The sequence below is a fragment of the Hyphomonas sp. NPDC076881 genome, assembly GCF_050269995.1.
Taxonomy (GTDB): Bacteria; Pseudomonadota; Alphaproteobacteria; order Caulobacterales; family Hyphomonadaceae; genus Hyphomonas.
In genome coordinates this window covers 17657-32211 of sequence record NZ_JBNNJJ010000004.1, presented here as the reverse complement: position 1 = coordinate 32211, position 14555 = coordinate 17657, and the positions used below count along the sequence as shown (strand labels likewise).

General features: G+C 65.3%; 12 protein-coding genes. 5 read left to right on the top strand and 7 right to left on the bottom strand.

From position 1 onward, the window contains the following. Positions 1-22 precede the first annotated feature (22 nt). Positions 23-571: a DUF2306 domain-containing protein gene (locus ACQKI2_RS05460; protein ID WP_427378691.1), complete on the bottom strand. Its 549-nt coding sequence runs from the start codon at positions 569-571 to the stop codon at positions 23-25. A gap of 188 nt (positions 572-759) precedes the next feature. Here ACQKI2_RS05460 and ACQKI2_RS05455 point away from each other — a divergent pair, with 188 nt between their 5' ends. Then, a complete protein-coding gene (locus ACQKI2_RS05455) occupies positions 760-1515 on the top strand; it encodes a LytTR family DNA-binding domain-containing protein (RefSeq protein ID WP_427378690.1) in 756 nt (251 codons plus the stop codon). A gap of 2 nt (positions 1516-1517) precedes the next feature. Here ACQKI2_RS05455 and ACQKI2_RS05450 read toward each other — a convergent pair whose 3' ends face one another. From ACQKI2_RS05450 to rsfS, 3 genes are all read right to left on the bottom strand, one after another. Continuing rightward, positions 1518-2834, bottom strand: a complete 1317-nt coding sequence (locus ACQKI2_RS05450) for a TAXI family TRAP transporter solute-binding subunit (protein ID WP_427378689.1) — start codon at positions 2832-2834, stop codon at positions 1518-1520. Positions 2835-2915: 81 nt separating this feature from the next. Next, positions 2916-3380, bottom strand: coding sequence for a 23S rRNA (pseudouridine(1915)-N(3))-methyltransferase RlmH (gene rlmH / locus ACQKI2_RS05445; protein WP_427378688.1), 465 nt, complete (start codon positions 3378-3380; stop codon positions 2916-2918). Positions 3381-3383: 3 nt separating this feature from the next. Next, positions 3384-3737, bottom strand: coding sequence for a ribosome silencing factor (gene rsfS, locus ACQKI2_RS05440; RefSeq protein ID WP_114104676.1), 354 nt, complete (start codon positions 3735-3737; stop codon positions 3384-3386). Positions 3738-4018: 281 nt separating this feature from the next. Between rsfS and ACQKI2_RS05435 the strand changes: the two genes are divergently transcribed. The 3 genes from ACQKI2_RS05435 to ACQKI2_RS05425 all read left to right on the top strand — a co-directional run bounded on the left by ACQKI2_RS05435 (position 4019) and on the right by ACQKI2_RS05425 (position 6171). After that, positions 4019-4714: a BON domain-containing protein gene (locus tag ACQKI2_RS05435; RefSeq protein WP_427378687.1), complete on the top strand. Its 696-nt coding sequence runs from the start codon at positions 4019-4021 to the stop codon at positions 4712-4714. 65 nt (positions 4715-4779) lie between these two features. Beyond that, entirely contained in the window at positions 4780-5730 is a 951-nt protein-coding gene (gene gshB / locus ACQKI2_RS05430; protein ID WP_427378686.1) for a glutathione synthase, read from the top strand. Between the two features lie 27 nt (positions 5731-5757). After that, positions 5758-6171: a hypothetical protein gene (locus ACQKI2_RS05425; protein ID WP_427378685.1), complete on the top strand. Its 414-nt coding sequence runs from the start codon at positions 5758-5760 to the stop codon at positions 6169-6171. 12 nt (positions 6172-6183) lie between these two features. On the opposite strand, the gene mutS is transcribed toward ACQKI2_RS05425, so the two are convergent. Beyond that, the gene (gene mutS / locus ACQKI2_RS05420; RefSeq protein ID WP_427378684.1) at positions 6184-8856 is read right to left on the bottom strand and encodes a DNA mismatch repair protein MutS; all 2673 of its coding nucleotides are present in this window, start codon (positions 8854-8856) and stop codon (positions 6184-6186) included. A 149-nt stretch (positions 8857-9005) separates the two neighbouring features. On the opposite strand from mutS, the gene ACQKI2_RS05415 reads away from it, so the two are divergent. After that, positions 9006-11273: an NADP-dependent malic enzyme gene (locus ACQKI2_RS05415; RefSeq protein WP_427378683.1), complete on the top strand. Its 2268-nt coding sequence runs from the start codon at positions 9006-9008 to the stop codon at positions 11271-11273. Positions 11274-11295: 22 nt separating this feature from the next. Here the strand turns inward: ACQKI2_RS05415 and ACQKI2_RS05410 are convergent, their stop codons facing one another. Together ACQKI2_RS05410 and ACQKI2_RS05405 are read right to left on the bottom strand one after the other, a co-directional pair. Then, on the bottom strand, positions 11296-13032 hold the full coding sequence (locus ACQKI2_RS05410) for an AmpG family muropeptide MFS transporter (protein WP_427378682.1): 1737 nt from the start codon (positions 13030-13032) through the stop codon (positions 11296-11298). Then, a complete protein-coding gene (locus ACQKI2_RS05405) occupies positions 13029-14519 on the bottom strand; it encodes a response regulator (RefSeq protein ID WP_427378681.1) in 1491 nt (496 codons plus the stop codon). Before ACQKI2_RS05405 ends, ACQKI2_RS05410 begins: the two co-directional genes overlap by 4 nt. Positions 14520-14555: the final 36 nt, after the last annotated feature.

Genomic DNA, 14555 nt, shown 5'->3' with positions numbered 1-14555 from the left:
CAGGTTTAAAGCGGCGATTGGCTCAGACGGCAAAGAAGAGGTGCCACATCAGCCGTCCGGGCAGAAAGCTGAACAGGCCGGCCACCAGGAGGCCTCCCACGAATATGCCCGTCATTTCTTTCCGGTGTTTGGCGATGTTCTTCCGCCGCGCAGCCGCCAGCCCCATTGGCAGGACGATCATGGTCCAGGCCGAGAGCGCATGAATAAGGCTGAAGCTGCCCGGATTGATGCTCTGCAGGAAGAAGGAGCTGAGGGCAGTCACAGCCATGGCCGCCACCCAGATATAGCCCAGCGTGCGGTGCATGGCCCGCCCCTTCACCCCCGCCAGCAGAACGCAGCCGATGACGAAGGCCAGCGCGGCGCCCACCACATGGGCCTGCAGCACCAGCGGGGATTGCAGCAGCGGGGTCAAATCCACCCGGACCCGGACGGGCCCCTCCCCTTGCAGCATCATGTGGCTGATCACGGCATAGACGCCCACCGCCAGACCGGCGGTGATCTTGTAGGGATGGCGCTGGCGCAGGCGGCGAAGGGGGTTTTCAGTTTTGGGGGCGGCGGCAATCGAGATCATGGGGCTATGCTCCAGAGGCAGGCTGTTTCGGTGGGATCAGAGCCACCCGGCTCGTGCAGCCGGCTCTGATGCCTTCAATCTGCCGCCCCTTGCCCCTGCCGCCAGCGGGAGTGCGTGTCTGGTCTGGAATCCTTCGTGAAATACAGCCAGAACAGCTCACGAAGCGCGAAATGCGAGGGGGTTTTCGTTTGCGAAACGCGGGTGACTGGACGCGGCGCCTCAGGGAGATCGGCATCTATGCCGTGATCGGCGCGTTCCTCACTATCATCAGCCCCTATAACGGCTCCGGAAACCTGCCACTCTGGGGCGCCTACCTTTACTGGACCGGTCTGGTGCTGACCGGCAGCTTCTCCGCCGAGGCCACCCGCACGCTGATGGAGCGCACGGGCTGGAAGTTCGGGGTGCCGGTGATGATGGCGGTGATGTCGGTCACGTCCGCCCTGGCCGTCACCGCCATGATTATTCTGCTGGAAGCCTTGATCTCGGGCCGGTCCATTCCGCCGGGCTACCTGCCGCGCCTGTTTGGCCTCGTCTGGGTGATCGCCGCCGCCGTAACCGCTGTCGGTTTCATGATCGAGCGCACGGTGCTGGCGCCGGTCACCGAACCGGTGAAAGGCACCAGCCCCGAGGAAACCTTTCTGTCCCGCCTGCCGGTGAAATACCGCACCGCGCAGCTCTATGCCGTCAGCGCGGAGGACCATTACCTGCGCATCCACACCAGCCATGGCGAGGAGCTGATCCTGATGCGGCTGGCCGATGCGATGCGGGAGCTGGCCGGGGCAGATGGCCTGCAGGTTCACCGGTCCTGGTGGGTGGCAAAAGACGCCGTGCGCGACACCCGCAAACAGGGCAGCAAGCTGAGCCTCGTGCTTCCTTCGGGCAAGGAAGCGCCCGTCTCCCGAACGTTTCAGGCAGAGGTAAAAGCCGCCGGCCTTTCGGCCTGACGCTACATCGTCACGCCGGTGACAGGCTCAGGCGAAACCAGCAGCTGTTTGACGAACTCGATATGGCTGCGCAGACGGTAGAGATCGTCGGTATAGGAGAGGGGCACCTCCAGCTTGCCCACCTCCACCTGAAGCCGCTCCAACTGCTTTTCAACACTGATCCGGGCCGATCCTTTCGGCAGCGCCCTGCCCTGGGCTTCCAGCTCCCGCAGATCCTTGTACCAGACATAGATCTTCCGGCGCACGCGCCAGCGATAGATCGGCGGGGCGGCGCGCACCAGCGGAAAGGCCAGCGTCAGCAGCGGGATGGCCAGCACCCAGGCGCGGTCAAGGAAATTGGCCACGCTGAACGGGAAATACCGGCGCAGGAAAGACGGGCCATCCTGATAATAACGGGCGACCTGCTTGCTGACCGGCAGGTCCACATTCGTCATGTTCGGAAACTGGCCGCCCTTGTTGAAGAGGCTCGGCTCGGAATGGATCAGCATGGCGGTATCAAGCAGCACCGCCTCGATGGCCGGGTGAATGTCCTTGTGGACCGTCAGCTGCGCGATGGCGGCCACCAGCGGCACGTCTTCGGCGGGGATGTCGGCGCCGACATCGATCACGCCGCGGATGAGCGTGACGGCCGAGAGGGCTTCCTCCCGCCGCGCCAGCGCTTCGGCCCGGTCAAACGGCAACAGCCGCACCTCGCCGGAGCGCATCAGCGCCTGGATGTAGGCGGCGCCGGGAGAGGCAGCAAAGGCGGCCGCGTCAATCTCGCCCGCAAACAGCGCGGCCTGGGAATCGGTGCTGCCGAGCGACTGGCGCGCGGCCTCCGGCCAGACGCCGCCATATTGCTGCTGGATCGAGAGGGCGAGGGCCCGCGTGCCGGAACCTTCCGCTCCGATCGACAGGCGCGCGTCCCGCAGCTCCCCGAAACTCTGCGCGGGATGATCGGCGCGGAGAAACACCCAGAAGGGTTCTTCAAAGATGCCGCCCGCCGAGCGCAGAAGCTCGGCATCCTTGGACGTGGCCAGGCCGCCCTGGACGATGGCGACATCCACCTCCCCGGCTTCCAGCATCCGCAGATTGTCGATGGAGCCCTGCGTATCGACGAGGTGAACCTCAATCCCCTGCTCTTCGAGCAGGCGCTGATACCTTTCGGCATAGGCATAGTAGGCCCCGCCCGGCGCGCCGGCGGCAAAGCGGATGGATTTGGGCGGGGCGGGGTCCATGGCCGACAGCGCCCAGATGAACCCGATCAGTGCCACGGCAATCAACGGGCCGTAGATTTTCCAGAAGTCCTTGCCCGGCATTCGTCGTCCTGTCCCGCTCATGCTGACACCCCTGTTCCAGCCGGGGCCATTAGAACCGGCAACGCCGCAAGCGCAACTGCCGAAGCGGCCGGACCCGCAACCTCAGGCCTTGTGATAAGGCGTTCCGGCGAGGATCGTCATCGCGCGGTAGATCTGCTCGGCCAGCATGGCGCGCACCAGCCGGTGGGGCCAGGTCTGAACACCGAAGGCCAGCGTTTGCGGCGCAGCGGCGCGCACGTCTGCCGAGTAGCCTTCAGCCCCGCCGATCAGGAAACAGGTGTCGCGCATCCCGTCATCGCGCCAGCGGGAAAGGCGGGCAGCAAAGGCATCGGAGGTGAGGTTCTCTCCGCCCTCATCCAGGCGGATGATGCGGGCGCCTTCCGGGATACGGGCAAGCAGGCGGCCGCCCTCGGCCTCCATGCCGCCGCCGCTGGCCACCTCGGCCTCCTCCGGCCCCTTGAAGCCAAGACCGCGCGCCATGGCAGCGGCCCGGCGGAGATAGTCATCGGTGAGATCACGCTCGGGCCCGTCCTTCAGACGGCCGACGCCGAGTATCTGAAGGCGCATGCCTCAGGTCGCGCTGGCGCGGTGGGCCGACTTGTCGGAAACCCAGATCTTCTCGAGATTGTAGAATTCGCGAACTTCAGGACGGAAGAGATGGACGATCACGTCGCCGGTATCGATCAGCACCCAGTCGGCATTGGGCATACCCTCAACGCTGGGCTTGCGCCCGGTGAGCTTTTTTACTTCTTCAGCGACATGGCTTGCCAGCGCCGCCACATGGCGGCCCGAGCGGCCAGACGCGATGATCATGAAGTCGGCGAGAGAGGATTTACCCTGAAGGTCGACCAGGATCAGGTCTTCGGCTTTGTCGTCTTCAAGGGCTTTGCAGAGCGCATCGGCGACCGATCTGATCTCTTCGATCGTGACGCTTTTCGGCGGCTGTGCGCGGGAGGGGGCGGATGACAGGGCGGGGGCTCCTTTGGCTGAGAATGTCCTGAAACTACCATGCCGGGCGGGTTTCAACCAGCAAAAAGCCCATCAAGGCCGTTCAGGGCAGCCAATCCCCCGTCTGCCTGTTCCCGCAGCCTTAGAGACCTCGTTCAGCAGGGATACAGGGAATTAAATATAGTTTGCCGGAAAATCGCCGTATCTTTCGGCAATGTAATCGGAAAATTCCGCCGCCAGTATCAGGACACCCCATTATGCGCGCCCCTTTTCTTCTTCTTCCGCTGATTGCCCTTCTGCCGCTTTCCAATTGCGCGGTAGCCGCTGTCGGGGCGGTGGGCGCGGCCGGCTTTGCCGCCTCCAAGGACCAGACGGTGGGGCAGACGATTGATGACATCGGCGCCTCCAACGAGATCAAGGCGCGGCTGTTGTCGGAAAGCTCCAGCCGGTTCGGCGAAGTGGCCGTGGAAGTTTCCGGCGGCCTGGTGCTGCTGACCGGCCGGGTTTTCTCGGCCGAGGACCGCACCCGGGCCGAAGGGATCGCCTGGACATCGGTTTACACTCAGGACGTTGCCAATGAGCTGGCCATCGAACAGCCGGGCGGCTTCTTCGCCAATGTCGCCGATGAAATCATCAGCGCCCGTGTGCGCTCGCGCCTGATTGGCTCCAGCTCGGTGAAAAGCATCAACATCAATGTGGAGACCTATAACGGCGTCGTCTATCTGATGGGCATTGCCCGCACGGCTGAAGAACTGCGCCGGGCCGCCGAGGAAGCCAGCGTCGTGGGCGGGGTGAAGCAGGTGGTTTCGTATGTGCGGCTGACCGAGGACAATCGCCGCCCTGCCGCCCCGACGACGCAGATGCCGGTTTCTCCTTCCCCCTCTTACCAACCGGCGCCTGACACGTCATATGACAGCCAGCCGCTGCCCGAACTTCGCGGCGTAAATTATTAAGCCGGAAGCGGGCGGGGGCTGAGCCTCCGCCCCCGCCTTCCGGAAACGCCGGAAGGAACTGACGCTTGACGCTTCGCATTGCCATCCAGATGGACCCGCTGGAACGGGTCAACATCGACGGGGATACAACCTTTGCCCTGGCCGAAGCGGCGCAGGCGCGCGGCGCCGAGATATTCGTTTATGGCCCCGGCGACCTTTCCTTCCGCGAAGGCCGGGTGACCGCCTGGGCCCGGCCGGCACAGGTTCAGCGCGTGCGCGAGACGCCGGGTATTTTCGGGCCGGCCCAGACCCTGGATATTGCCCGGGATGTGGACGTGGTGCTGATGCGCCAGGACCCGCCCTTCGACATGGCCTACATCACCGCCTGCCATCTTCTGGAGATCGTCGCCAACCAGACGCTGGTGCTGAATGATCCGGCCGGGGTGCGCTCCAGCCCGGAGAAGATTTTCCCGCTGCTGTTCCCGGAAATCATGCCGCCGACGCTGGTGAGCCGTGACCGGCAGGTGATCGACGCCTTCCGCGAGGAATACCGGGACATCATCGTCAAACCGCTTTTCGGCCATGGCGGCGCCGGCGTCTTCCGCCTGCAATATGAGGATTCCAATCTGGATTCCCTGCTGGAACTGTTCTTTTCCCGCTCGCCCGAACCGGTGATGGTGCAGGCTTTCCTGCCCGCCGTCTCCGAAGGCGACAAGCGCATCATTCTGATCGATGGAGACCCGGTGGGCGCGATCAACCGGCGGCCAAAAGCCGGACAGGTGCGGTCAAACCTGGTCGTGGGCGGCACTGCGGAAGCCACGGAGCTTTCCGGCGCCGACCGGAATATCTGCGAAGCCATCGGGCCGGAGCTGCGCCGCCGGGGCCTGATGCTGACCGGGATTGATGTGATCGGGGGCCGCCTCACCGAGGTCAACGTCACTTCGCCAACCGGCGTGCAGGCGCTCAAGCGGCTGTCAGGCATTGATGCGGCTGCCAAATTCTGGGACGTTGTGCAGGCAAAGCTTGCTGTGGGCTGAAGCCTGCGCCATTTACGGAGAATGTTCATGAAACCGCTGACCGCTGCGCTTCTCTTCTCCTTCGCCTTTACCGGCGCTGCCTGCTCGGACCCGGCAAAGTCCACCGCAGAGGCCGCACCGGCGGCGCCGGTGGAAGGGGAAACACTTCCCATCGACACCTCGACGGCAAGCGCCGGGGGCGAACTCAGCGGCACGCTGAACCTGAATATCGGACCGCAACAGGACAGCGGCACGCGCCTTCTGGGATCAGGCGGCCTCGGCGGCTCCGGACAGAGCAGCGGCGTGCTGGGCGCTGGCGGACTTGGCGGCGGCAATTTTGGCGAGAGCCTGGACCTCGGCATCAATCTTGATGATCTCGAAGATCCCGCTGCGCCGCTGACCAATCCCGCCCTGCCGGCCAAACCTTCCGATGAAGACGAGATCGTCCGCCTGCCCAACTGAGCGCAGCTGGCGCTAACCGCCCCGGCTGAGTTCCTTCAGGCGATAGACAAGCTGCAGGGCCTCGCGCGGCGTGAGGTTGTCAGGGTCTGCTGCGGCAAGCGCCTCAATCACGGCGGAACTTTCCTCTGAAAACTCCGGAGCCGGATCTTCGGCAACCATGGCAAAGAGCGGCAGGCTTTCTGCCGCAGCCGGGCCTGCCTCCAGTTTCTTGAGGATCTGGCCTGCGCGCGTCACCGCCGAGCGGGGCAAACCCGCCAGCCGCGCCACCTGCACGCCGTAGGAGCGGTCAGCGGGGCCGGGCTGAACCTCATGCAGGAAGATCAGGTCCTGCTTCCACTCACGCGCCTTGAGGGACGCATTTGCCGCTGCCGGCAGACGGCCGGCCAGATCTGTCAGCTCGTGGTAGTGGGTGGCGAAGATGGCGCGGCATCTGTTCGTATCGTGAAGGTGTTCGGCTGCCGCCCAGGCAATGGCAAGGCCATCCCAGGTGGCCGTGCCCCGGCCCACCTCATCCAGAATGACAAAGCTTTCCGGCGTGGCCTGATTGAGGATCGCGGCGGTTTCCACCATCTCGACCATGAAGGTTGACCGGCCACGGGCGAGATCATCCGAAGCGCCCACGCGGGAGAATACCCGGTCTGCGAGCCCCAGCCGCAAGGAGGCGGCTGGCACGAACGCTCCGGCCTGCGCCAGGATCACCGCCAGGGCAGACTGGCGCAGATAGGTGGATTTACCAGCCATGTTCGGGCCGGTGACCAGAAGGAAACGGGCGCCTTCCGTGCCGTCCGCATCCAGAACAAGATCATTCGCGGTAAAGCCCTTGCCTTCCCGGCGCAGCGCCGCCTCCACCACGGGGTGGCGCAGGCCCTTCGCCTCGAATACCGGGCGCGGATCAAGCTGCGGGCGCACGGCGCCAATCTCTGCGGCCCAGACGGCATGGCTGGCGGCAACATCGAGTTCGGCCAGGGCGGCCGCGATGATCGCCAGGGGCCCGGCGAGGTCCTCCGTCTTGCCGCAGAAGGCGTCAAAGATTGCAATTTCGCGCGCCTTGGCTTCGTCTTCTGCCCGGCTGATACGGCCAGCCAGATCGGCAAGTTCATGCGTGGAGAAGCGCACGGCGCCCGCCATTGTCTGGCGATGGATGAAGTCTGACGAGAGCGGCGCCCGCAACATCGGATCCGCCTTGGCCGCCGGCACCTCGATGAAATAGCCCAGCACATTGTTGAACTTGACCTTCAGGGCAGAAATGCCCGTCTGATCGGCATACTTCGCCTGAAGCTCGGCAATCACGCGGCGGCTGCCATCCCTCAGGGCACGGACTTCATCGAGGCCCGCATCCCAGCCTTCAGCGACGAAGCCGCCATCGCGCGCCAGCATCGGGGGCGCTTCGGTCAGCGCGCGCAGCAGGTCTTCGGCAAAGGCACGCACGGAGGGCGCCCCGGCAAGACCCAGCGTTTCGGCCACATCTGCCAGGCGAGGCGGCAGCCCCTGCCCGAGAACCGCAGCAGCCTCTGCCCCGGAAAGCACTGCTTTGGAAATCGCCAGAAGATCACGCGGCCCGCCGCGCCCGAGGCTGAGGCGCATCACGGCGCGTTCAAGATCGGGCGCCGCTTTCAGCCGGCCACGGACATCTTCAAGCAGGCCCGCATCGCCCAGCAGGTGGGAGACGGCATCATAGCGCGCGGTGATTTCCGCAATGCTTCGGGAAGGGCGCGCGAGCCGCGCCGCCAACAGACGCGCGCCCGGCGCAGTTACCGTCCGGTCAATCACCGCCAGCAGCGTGCCCTCGCGCCCGCCGCTGATGCTGCGGTCAATCTCGAGGCTGGCGCGGGTGGCCGGGTCGATCAGCAGGAGGCCGCCTGCGTCGGGGCGGCGTGGGGCGCGCAGGCGGATCGGCGCGCCGGCCTGGGTGAGCTTCACATAGTCAAGCAGCAGGCCCGCGGCGGCGAGTTCCACCCGGCTGAACTCTCCCAGAGAGTCCAGCGCGGCGATGCCGAACACGTCCTTGAGCAGGGCTTCGCCCGTTTTGGCGCTGGCCGCGCGGCCGGGACGTTCCGTAATCGGCGCGCTCAGAAATCCGCGCGCTTCCTGGATGAGCGGGCGATCAGCATCCTCCTGCGCAATCACCAGCTCGCTGAGCGGCCAGGCGAGCAGCGCTTCGCCGAGCCGCGCGGCCGGGATCGCTGCAAGGTCAAACGCGCCGGTGGAGACATCGCACACGGCAAGGGCCGCCTCCCCCGTGCCTGCAAAGGCAATCGCCGCCAGCGCCTGGCCCTGGCGGGCGGGCAGCAGGGCGTCCTCGGTCAGCGTGCCCGGCGTCACGATCCGGACGACGCCGCGCTGGACGATGGATTTGGAGCCGCGCTTCTTGGCCTCTGCCGGGGTCTCGATCTGCTCGCACACCGCCACCCGGCAGCCGCCCTTGATCAGGCGGGCGAGATAGCCTTCGGCTGCGTGATAGGGGACGCCTGCCATCGGAATGGGCTTGCCGTCATGTTCGCCCCGCGCGGTCAGCGTGATGTCCAGGATGCGCGCTGCCTCTACGGCATCGTTGAAGAACAGCTCATAGAAATCGCCCATGCGGAAGAACAAGAGCGCATCGGGATGTTCTGCCTTGATCGACAGATACTGGGCCATGAAAGGCGTCGGTTCCGTGGCGGCGGGGGGGCGGGCGGTGTCTGGCATGGCGCGGCAAGCTAGCCCGCATCCGGCAGATTCGCAAAGCAGTGCGGCACCTGCGCACGCCATTTCACTGTTGGCAGGGCGTCCGGCGCGGCCTAGACGGGAATTGATAGCGACAACAACAACAAAACAACCGTCCGAGCGAACCTGAGATGACCATGCAGCGCCCGAGCTTCACTGACCAGGAAGCCCTTGATTTCCACTCACAGCCGACCGCCGGCAAGATTTCCATGGTGCCGACAAAACCCATGGGAACCCAGCGCGACCTCTCGCTCGCCTACAGCCCCGGCGTGGCCATCCCCGTGCTGGCCATCGCGGAAAATGCCGACAGGGCTTATGATTACACCTCCAAGGGCAACCTTGTGGCGGTTATCTCCAACGGCACGGCGATCCTCGGGCTCGGCAATCTGGGGCCGATGGCCTCAAAGCCGGTGATGGAAGGAAAGTCTGTTCTTTTCAAACGCTTCGCCGACATCGACAGCTTTGATGTCGAAGTTGACACAACCGATGTCGAAGACTTCATCCGCACGGTGCGCAATATCGGCGCCACCTGGGGCGGCATCAACCTGGAGGACATCTCCTCCCCTGCCTGCTTCATCATCGAGAGCCGCCTGCGCGACGAACTCGACATCCCGGTCTTCCATGACGACCAGCACGGCACCGCCATCATTGCCGCTGCCGGCCTGATCAACGCCTGCCACATTACCGGCCGCGAGCTGAAAGATGTGAAGGTGGCCGTTTCCGGCGCAGGCGCCGCTGGCCTGTCGGTCGCCGGCCTCATCCGCCATCTGGGCGTGAAGCGCGAGAACATTCTGATCTGTGACACTGGCGGTGTGGTCTATGAGGGCCGCACCGAAAAGATGGACCAGTTCAAATCTGCCTTCGCGGTCAAGACAGCCAAGCGCACCCTCGCTGAAGCGATGGACGGGGCCGATGTGTTCCTCGGCCTCTCGGTCAAAGGCGCGGTGACCAAGGAAATGGTCAAGTCGATGGCGAAAGATCCCATCATCTTCGCCATGGCCAACCCCGATCCGGAAATCACACCGGAAGAGATCAAATCCGTCCGCAGCGATGCCATCATCGCCACGGGCCGGTCGGACTATCCCAACCAGGTCAACAACGTTCTGGGCTTCCCCTACATTTTCCGCGGCGCCCTGGATGTGCGCGCCCGCGGCATCAATGAGGAGATGAAGGTCGCGTGCGCCCGCGCGCTGGCCGAGCTTGCCCGCGAGGACGTGCCCGATGAAGTGGCCGCCGCCTATCACGGCGCCCGGCCCAGCTTTGGCCGGGAATATATCATTCCCAGCCCGTTCGACCCGCGCCTGATCAGCTTCATTCCGCCCTTCGTGGCGCAGGCCGCCATGGACACCGGCGTCGCCCGCAAGCCGATTGCCGACATGGACGCCTACCGGCGCAGCCTTGTGCGCCGCGCGGATCCGTCTGCCGCCTTCCTGCAGGGCGTGCAGGCCCGCGCCCGCGAAACACAGCGCCGCATCGTGTTCGCCGAAGGCGAAGAGCCCGCCGTCGTGCGCGCTGCCTTCAGCTTCAAGAACCAGGGCCTTGGCCATCCGATCCTGATCGGCCGCGAAGCCCAGGTGGAGCGCGCGATGGAGCAGATGGGCATCCCCCTCGGCTCGCTCGACATCATCAATGCGCGCCTGTCAGACAAGAACCCGATCTATGTGGACATGCTGTATGCACGCCTGCAGCGGCAGGGCTATCTCAAGCGCGATGTCCAGCGCCTGGTGAACCAGGACCGGAACATCTTCGGCAGCTGCATGCTGAAGAATGGCGATGCTGACGGCATGGTGACGGGCGTGACCCGCAATTATGACGCCGCCCTGAAAGACGCGATGCTGGTGCTCGACCCGATCAGCGGCCAGGCCCTTATCGGCATGTCGATGGTGATCAATCTCGGCAAGACGATCTTCATTGCCGACACCAGCGTGCATGAACTGCCCGACGGCCCCACACTGGCGAACATCGCCATGGAGGCAGCCCGCGCCGTGCGCGGCCTCGGCTTCACCCCGCGTGTCGCTTTCCTCTCCTACTCCACCTTCGGCAATCCGATGGGCGAGCGCGGAGACCGTGTGCGGGAGGCCGTTGCCCTTCTTGATCAATGCGCGGACGTTGATTTCGAATATGAGGGCGACGTCAACGCCGATGTGGCGATGAACCCGCATCACCGGCTGATCTACCCCTTCTCGCGCCTCAGCGGGCCGGCCAATGTGCTGGTCATGCCGGCGATCCATTCGGCATCCATCGCAACCAACCTTCTGGAAGCGATGAGCCGGGCCACCGTGATCGGGCCGATGCTGTTCGGCCTGGAAAAGCCGGTGCAGATCGCCTCGCTCGGCGCGACGGTCGGCGACATTGTCGACCTTGCCACCATTGCCGCCTACGACACCGACCGCGTCTAGGCGACCCGGACAATCAAGACCTTCAGGCTCCGGCTGCGTCCTGCGTGGCCGGAGTTTTCTGTCTGGCGATGCGCAGCCATTCCAGCAGCGAAAGGACAACCGCCACCCCGCCAAGCCAGAAGGTTACAATGAACACGGTATAATATCCGTGGACCTCGATCATCTCACCCAGCCAGGGCCGGCCCAGCGTGCCGATCAGCATGGTGAGCGAGCCCAGCAGCGCATATTGCACAGCGGCAAAGCGCGGGTTCACGACCGAGGTGAGATAGGCCACGACGGCAACACTGGCAAAACCACCCGCGATGTTTTCCCCGCCGATGGCCAGCATCAGCCGCGCCATGCGGGCGCCAGCCTCAGCGCCCTGGCCTTCGGGAGAAATCGAGGCCGCCCAGCCGGCGAACATCCGGATCGGATCGGCAAGCCGCGTCCATTCCAGAAAGGCGTCAATCGCCATGCCGCCCCGCGCAAGGTCTGCGAAGAGGAGGTTGGTGGCGGCCGCCAGGATGGCGCCGATCACCAGAACCGGCATCCGGCCGATGAGGCTGATCACCACCACACCGATCGCGGCGCCCGCCATGGTCATCAGCACACCGAAGAATTTCGACGCCACGGCCACATCCGCCATCGTGTGGCCGATCGCGCCATACTCGTCGCCAAGATAGAAGGGATAGGCAAAGGCGCCCCAGACGGCATCGGCAAACCGGTAGGTCAGCGCCAGAAGCAGCACCAGCAGCGCGCCCCAGCCGAGGCGCCCGATCATTTCCATCAACGGATCAAAGATTGCGCGGAAGAGAGAATTCAGCACGCGGGCGGCCTGGCCATCCTCAGGCCGGTTCGGCAAGGTGGCGCCCGGCGTGCGGCCATATTTCCAGAGCAGCACGGCGGCCAGCGTGGCGGGCAGCATCACCGTCAGCATCACAATCACCGGCCCCTGCTCGCGCACAAAGGCGCTGCCACTGGGCGGGGGAACCTGCGTCAGCGAGGCGAAGACATGCCAGGCAATCATGGCAATCGCGACGGCCCAGCCAATGGCCACCGCCAGCGTGAAACCGCGCAGGGCTTGCAGCGGAATGATGGACTGATAGCTCTCGCGCGCCTCTGCAGGTTTGCTGGACATTTCCGGTTCGGGCGCGATGAACGTGCCTGAAATGGCCAGAACCATCATCAGCGCGATCAATCCGTACACCATCTGCCAGCCGATGAATTCGGCCAGCAGCAGCGCCATGAACCCCGTTACAAACGTGGAGGCGCGATAGCCGAACTGGTAGAGCGCGGCCATCAGATCCTTGTCTTCCTCGCTGCGCGCGACCTCGATGCGCCAGGCATCAAGCACCGTATCGTGCGTGGCCGACAGCAGCGCTACGCCGAGGGCGACGAGGGCGATCAGGCCGATCTGGCTGGCCGGATTGGAAAAGGGAAGGATCAGCAGCAGAACCGCAATCGGCAGCTGCAGGGAAATCAGCCAGGTGCGCCGGGGGCCCAGGAAAGGCTTGGGATGGCGCGCCACCTGAAAGGCCGGTGACCAGAGATATTTGAACGCATAGCCCAGCGTGATGAGGGAGAGTGTGCCAATGGTCGAGGGGGTTACCCCCTCCACCGTGAGCCAGGCATTCAGCGTACCGAGTACCGCCCCGAAGGGCAGGCCGGCGGCCAGCGACAGGAGCAGCATCGCTGCCATGCGCCGGTCGTTCAGTGCCCGCAGCGCGCGGATGAAGCGCGGCGTCTTGTCGGCCTCTGCGGCCTGCACGGCCTCTGTCATGCCGCCCCCGCTACGGCGCCGGAGCGGCCTGTCCAGCGCAGAGCCAGGCGGCGCAGAGCTTCGGCGTCGAGCGGCTTGGCCGCCACACCATCGGCGCCCGCCTCCCGCGCCCGGCGTTCGATGTCGGGATTGATCTCGGCGGAAACGGCAATGATCGGCGCGGGAAAGCCCTCGGCCCGCAGGCGGCGCATCGCCTCGAACCCATCCATGACCGGCATCCGCAGATCCATCAGCACCAAATCCGGCTCCATCCTTGCGGCAGCTTCCAGCGCTTCGCTGCCTGTTGCCGCAACTGTTACGGTAAATCCGGCCGATTCCAAGGCACGGCGCGCAATCAGGGCGTTTACAGGATTGTCATCTGCGATCAGCACGCGGCCTGCCCCGGCGATCGCTTCCTGCTCTTCCACCGCATCGGCGCCGGAACGCGCCAGCAGGATGCGCTCTGCCACCGAGCCCATGCGCAGCGGGCGGACGAGCCAACCAACACAGCCAAGGGCGCGGAAACGGGCGATGGCCCCGCGATCCTCCGGGCGCAGAACAACCAGCGAAGCCGTGCGCCGCGCGAGGGCTGCCACCACCCCCTCGGGCAGGTCCGCCCCGACGAGCAGGACATCAATTCCCGCCGGTATCTGCGCCGCGCCGGTATCGACAAGGAAGACGTCCGCGCCCATCGCCCCCAGGCTGGCGCAGAGGGCCAGGCTGGTCGCCGGCGGCAGGCCGGCCAGACCGACCCGGCCGCCAATCATCGGCAGGGGCTCTGCCGGCGCCGCCCCGGAGCGCTGCAATGGCAGGAACACGCTGAACCGCGCGCCCTCCCCCAGCGCGGAGGCAACTTCAACACGCCCACCCAGCAGATCTGTCAGGCGTTTGACAATGGCCAGGCCGAGGCCAACACCGCCATCCCGGTAAGCATCCCCGGCGGCGGTCTGGCGGAAGGCTTCGAACAGGCGCGCCTGATCGGCCGGCAGAATACCCGGCCCGGTGTCGCGGATATGAAAGGCGAGCCCTTCCGGCACGATCTCGGCATCCACCAGCACCGCGCCGCGCGTGGTGAATTTCAGCGCATTGCCGACCAGGTTGAACAGGATCTGCCGGATGCGGCCCGCATCGCCCAGAAACCCTGGCATCGGCGAGGGCAGAGACCGCACCGCCAGATCCAGCCCCCCCGCATGAGCGCGGGGACTGAGCAGTTCCACCACCTCCCCGCAGAGACGCGCGGGGCAGAACGCCTCCGCCTCGATCTCGACGGCCGAAGCGTCCAGCCGCGCATAGTCGAGCACATTGTTCAGGAGGTCGAGCAGCCGCGCGCCGGAAAGCCGGATTGTCTCGGCATATTCGCGCTGCGCCGGGGAAAGCTCTGTCTCCAGCAGCAGGGAAACCGTGCCCAGGATACCGTTGAGCGGCGTGCGGATTTCATGGCTCGCGGTGGCGAGGAAGGTCTGTTCGGGCGTCTCGGCGCCGCCGGGGCGGGTGGAATCCTGGGTCATGGGCCGGTAGCCTAGCTGAAAGCCTTAAGCAGAGGC

Excerpts from the sequence above, each read along its gene's own strand:
- rlmH (WP_427378688.1), bottom strand. The coding sequence starts at position 3,380 with ATGCGCCTTCAGATACTCGGCGTCGGCCGTCTGAAGGACGGGCCCGAG.
- ACQKI2_RS05425 (WP_427378685.1), top strand. The coding sequence starts at position 5,758 with ATGAAACCGCTGACCGCTGCGCTTCTCTTCTCCTTCGCCTTTACCGGC.
- ACQKI2_RS05410 (WP_427378682.1), bottom strand. The coding sequence starts at position 13,032 with ATGACAGAGGCCGTGCAGGCCGCAGAGGCCGACAAGACGCCGCGCTTC.
- ACQKI2_RS05415 (WP_427378683.1), top strand. The coding sequence starts at position 9,006 with ATGACCATGCAGCGCCCGAGCTTCACTGACCAGGAAGCCCTTGATTTC.
- ACQKI2_RS05450 (WP_427378689.1), bottom strand. The coding sequence starts at position 2,834 with ATGAGCGGGACAGGACGACGAATGCCGGGCAAGGACTTCTGGAAAATC.
- ACQKI2_RS05460 (WP_427378691.1), bottom strand. The coding sequence starts at position 571 with ATGATCTCGATTGCCGCCGCCCCCAAAACTGAAAACCCCCTTCGCCGC.
- ACQKI2_RS05405 (WP_427378681.1), bottom strand. The coding sequence starts at position 14,519 with ATGACCCAGGATTCCACCCGCCCCGGCGGCGCCGAGACGCCCGAACAG.
- ACQKI2_RS05435 (WP_427378687.1), top strand. The coding sequence starts at position 4,019 with ATGCGCGCCCCTTTTCTTCTTCTTCCGCTGATTGCCCTTCTGCCGCTT.
- mutS (WP_427378684.1), bottom strand. The coding sequence starts at position 8,856 with ATGCCAGACACCGCCCGCCCCCCCGCCGCCACGGAACCGACGCCTTTC.